Annotated in this window: 3 protein-coding genes and 1 pseudogene; 2 read left to right on the forward strand and 2 right to left on the reverse strand. The window is 41.5% G+C overall.

The annotated features are described in order from the left end of the window. Together VLN09_RS09980 and VLN09_RS09985 are read right to left on the reverse strand one after the other, a co-directional pair. The coding region (locus VLN09_RS09980) for a hypothetical protein (RefSeq protein ID WP_325246106.1) at positions 1-187 on the reverse strand (187 nt) is incomplete at its 3' end. 72 nt (positions 188-259) lie between these two features. Continuing rightward, positions 260-1,915, reverse strand: coding sequence for an acetyl-CoA C-acetyltransferase (locus VLN09_RS09985; protein WP_325246107.1), 1,656 nt, complete (start codon positions 1,913-1,915; stop codon positions 260-262). A gap of 695 nt (positions 1,916-2,610) precedes the next feature. Between VLN09_RS09985 and VLN09_RS09990 the strand changes: the two genes are divergently transcribed. Then, a complete protein-coding gene (locus VLN09_RS09990) occupies positions 2,611-4,017 on the forward strand; it encodes a 3-oxoacyl-ACP reductase (protein WP_325246108.1) in 1,407 nt (468 codons plus the stop codon). Between the two features lie 339 nt (positions 4,018-4,356). After that, a pseudogene (locus VLN09_RS09995) lies at positions 4,357-4,706 on the forward strand (acyl dehydratase); the annotation flags it as partial.

Consider the following 4,706-nt stretch of genomic DNA (forward strand, 5'->3'; position numbering starts at 1 on the left):
CTGTCATCACCAATTTTTCAGAGCCAAAAATGACTTGCCTCATTTTTCTTAATAAAACTTTTGTCTTACCCATAAATATTACCTTTGTTTTGCGTATCGGCTTTTTTAAGAGGCTGTTATCTAGGTCATTTCTATCATAACAAAGTACAGACAATAAAAAATGCCCTTTAAATAAATTAAAGGGCATTTTTTTATTGATAGATATGTGCTGACTAAAATAATAAGTCAGCGTATCTTTTTAACTTAAAAGTGATCAAGCTTATTTTTCTAAGATACAAGTCACACCTTGACCACCAGCAGCACAGATAGAAATCAGCACACGACCTGAACCTTTTTGATCCAGTAGTTTAGCAGCAGTAGCTAGGATGCGACCACCGGTTGCAGCAAATGGATGACCTGCGGCAAGTGAAGAACCATTGACGTTTAGCTTGCTACGATCGATAGAGCCTAGTGGCGCATCAAGACCTAAACGCTCTTCACAGAACTTCTCATCTTCCCATGCAGCAAGCGTTGACAATACTTGTGAAGCAAAGGCTTCATGGATTTCATAAAAATCGAAATCTTGTAGCGTCAAACCAGCGCGTTCGAGCATACGTGGTACGGCATAAGCTGGCGCCATCAGTAGACCTTCTGTATCACCAGATTTACCAATGAAGTCAACAGCGGCTGTTTCTTGATGAACAATATAAGCCAATGGTTTTAGACCATGTGCTTCAGCCCACTCATCAGTACCCAATAGGATGCAAGATGCACCATCAGTAAGCGGGGTAGAATTAGCCGCTGTCATGGTTGGCTTGGCATTCTTTTTACCAAAGGCAGGCTTTAGCTTAGCAAGCTTTTCCAAAGTCGTGTCTGGACGTAAGTTATTATCGCGAGTCAAACCTTTGTATGGGGTGATTAAATCATCAAAGAAGCCTTCATCATAAGCGCGTGCTAGGTTTTGATGGCTATTAAAGGCAAGCTCATCTTGCGCTTCACGGCTGATGTTCCACTCAAGTGTGGTAATCGCTTGATGGTTACCCATTGATAAACCAGTACGCGCCTCACCATTTTTCGGAGTATCAAGTAAGTCTTTTGGATTTAGACCCATCAATGCTTTTAGACGTTGTTTGTTGTCTTTAGCCGCGCCCAATTTAATCAATACTTTACGTAAGCCGTCACCAACAGCAATAGGCGCATCAGAGGTCGTATCAACACCACCTGTAATCGCTGAATCAATGATACCAAGGGCGATTTTATTAGCAGAAGCAAACGTCGCCTGCAAGCCAGTACCACAAGCTTGAGAGATATCATACGTTGGGGTATGTGGGTTAAGCGCGGTATTCAATGTTGCTTCACGAGTCAGGTTGATATCGCGGCTTAGCTTCATGACCGCGCCAGCAACCACTTCACCGATTTTTTCGTCTTGCAAGTTAAAGCGTTCAACCAAACCATCTAACGCAGCGGTTAACATATCGGTGTTGCTGACATCAGCATAAGCGCCATTTGAGCGTGCAAACGGGATACGGTTACCACCTAGGATAGCTACGCGGTTCTGACCTACGCTAAGCTTGGTCGTGCTGGATTTTTTGGCAGCAGTGCTTGTTTTCTTCGCTGGAGCTGCTTCTAGTTTTTTAGCTGCTTCTTTTTTAGCACTGCTTTCTTTAGCTGCATTATCATCTTTACTCGCCGTAGTTTTGCTGTCTTTAGCTGAAGTCTCTTTTTTAGTGTTGTCAGCTTTCGGCTCTACTGCTTTGGTATCAGCCTTTTTAGCGTCAGTAGCATCTGATTTCACAGCAGTATCAATCACAGTTGGCTTATTTGCTTCTTTAGTTGCCGCTTTATCAGCAGCACTATCTGTGCTTTTTGCATCACTGGCTCTTACCACAGTGCTTTTGATAACAGGGCTATCTGAATGGTTGTTTTTGTTACTCATAATATTATCCTTAAAAAATATGGGTAGAAAAGGGGACTGTCAATAAAAAAGTATTTAAACCATAAGAGTCTTTATTCTAAAAAGGCCTAAAAATTTTCGAGCACACACAACTTAAACACACGCAAGTCGCTAAAAAACAAAAGTACCTAAAATAGCTCAGACATACCTTAGATACGTATTACTATTTGTTGCGCAATATATTACACATTATCGCTATACAGCATAAGACGCTTTTTATAGCCTTACTGTATATCTTTAGCAAACGATGTGACGCTTAACTATAGACACTGCAGCGTTAGCAGCCATAGGTAATAGCGATATAGACTGGCTGGTACTGATTTAAAGCATTGCATAACGGTAGATTTGATAATATATTGTTATCAATAAATGCGTTTGCCATAACTTATAGGTCTTATTTTAGCACAAACAAAAAGTCTTTAATGCCAGAAAAAGAAGTCGTCTTGTATACTGGCTTGTCTACATATCGTTATAGACATTAGTGATTTTTGGACTTGTTTGGCATGGATGTGTATAGTTAAGAGCGTTTTTAACCCATTTACTCAGTATTTATTATTGATATATGATGATGCTAATGGCGTTTTATAATAGATGCATTTTATTGCGAGCGCATTTTACAGTAGATGTATTACATTTTTGATTACTACTATTTTACTTATTAATTAAAGGATTAAGTTATGTCAGACCGTTATGGTGATTTCGTTCAGTCGTCTATTGGTAAAAAGGTTGCAAAGAATCTAGGCTTACCAATGCCTGTAGAGCTTGACCGCTTTGATAGTGGACAGCCTCTGGTACGTGGTAGTGTGCTGGTTGGTCGTGCTAATGGCGACGACAATGCAGTCAGCGCCTCAGTAGCTCGTATTTTGTCAGAGCTGCATACTGAAGTCTTTGTAAACAGTGGTGATGACGTAAAAGATGCACTATCGGGCGCCGGTATTAAAGCCAAAGCCAATACCGGCAGTGATGACAAGTTCAAAGTTTTATTATTTGATGCCAGCAATATCAGCAATGCTGATGAGCTTAAGCAAGTGTACGAGTTTTTTCATAGTGTCGCACGCCGTGTCGAAAAGTCAGGTCGCGTGATTGTGATTGGTCGTCCACCAGAAGCGTTGGCAGATATCGAAGCGGCATTGGCGCAGCGTGCTCTTGAAGGTTTTGTCAAATCGGTTGGTAAAGAGTTTAAGCGTGGTATCACTGCACAGCTTGTCTATGTTGCAAAAGGCGCTGAGCAAAACCTAGATTCGACCTTACGCTTTTTTACCTCAGCTCGTTCAGCCTATGTATCAGGACAAGTGGTACGTATTGGTACAGGTACCAATGCCGATGTCGATGTCGATTGGAATCAGCCATTAGGTGGCAAAACCATGCTAGTCACTGGTGCAAGTCGCGGTATTGGTGAAGCGATTGCCCGCGTTTTGGCTCGTGAAGGCGCGCATGTTATCTGTTTAGATGTACCGCAGCAGCAAGCAGATTTGCAAAAAGTTGCTAGCGAAATTAGTGGTTCTGTTTTGACGGTTGATATTACTAGCGATGACGCTGGTAAAGAAATCGCAGAAGCTGCGCAAAAACGTGGTGGTTTAGATTCAGTGATTCATAATGCTGGTATCACCCGCGATAAAACATTGGCAAATATGGATGAGAAACAGTGGGATATGGTGCTCAATATCAATTTGGGTAGTATCGCTAAAATTAACCGCTACTTACTAGATAATGACGCATTAAAAGATGATGCACGTATCGTCTGTGTGTCATCAATCTCAGGTATCGCTGGCAACTTGGGTCAAACCAACTATGCAACCTCGAAAGCAGGTGTTATTGGTTTGGTAAATGCGACCGCCAAGCAGTTAGAAGCCAATGCAAAAGGCATGACCATCAATGCAGTTGCGCCAGGATTTATCGAAACACAAATGACCGAAGCCATTCCATTTGCTATTCGTGAAGCGGGTCGCCGTATGAACTCGATGAGCCAAGGCGGCTTGCCAGTCGACGTTGCAGAAACTATCGCATGGTTTGCATCGCCTGCTTCTGGTGGTCTAAATGGTAACGTTGTTCGCGTTTGCGGTCAAAGCCTATTGGGTGCATAATTGTCCTCATATTCGATGACTATTGTGTATAGTTGAGTCAAAAAAGGTATTTAGTTATCCTGATTAAACAAGGTATCTAAATTACCTCACATATGCTTACGAAAAAATTGCTGATAAATTGTAATAAAGCTGCCCAAGGGTGGCTTTTTTATGATAAAAACACAGTACTAATAAGCGAAAGGGTTTTTCCCTTCAAGAAGCTGCGATTAATATCTATTAAAAATAGCTGCTATATATAAGTTGCGTCTATTTTATGGTTTTATCCTATATTTTAATTACCGCATTCATAGCATATTTACTGCCACCAAAAAACTGCTCAAGCCCTACTTAGGATTTATTATGTCAGACAAACATTACGATGCATTGCCGAAAGCACATACCACCTACGCTAATATCGTCAAAAGCTTATTGCCAATCGGTAACAGTGGTAAAGTTGGCCGCGATGAGTTGCCGCAATCGACGTATTATGTGGACGACTTGCACATTGATCAAAACAATCTGGATGATTATCGTAAAATATGCGGCTTTGCCGATAATGGTCATGTACCCATTACCTATTTTTCGGTACTATCACAGACGCTACAGATGAACATGATGGTCAAAGAGCCATTTCCATTTGCGATGTTAGGTCTGGTACATGTCGAGAATAGCGTGACCCAGTACCGTGCTATTGGTGAGCGTGAAACGGT

The organism is Psychrobacter sp., from assembly GCF_035469765.1.
Classification (GTDB): domain Bacteria; phylum Pseudomonadota; class Gammaproteobacteria; order Pseudomonadales; family Moraxellaceae; genus Psychrobacter.

Bases quoted from the DNA above. Each gene is read 5' to 3' on its own strand.
- VLN09_RS09985 (WP_325246107.1), bottom strand. From the start codon at position 1,915: ATGAGTAACAAAAACAACCATTCAGATAGCCCTGTTATCAAAAGCACT.
- VLN09_RS09990 (WP_325246108.1), top strand. From the start codon at position 2,611: ATGTCAGACCGTTATGGTGATTTCGTTCAGTCGTCTATTGGTAAAAAG.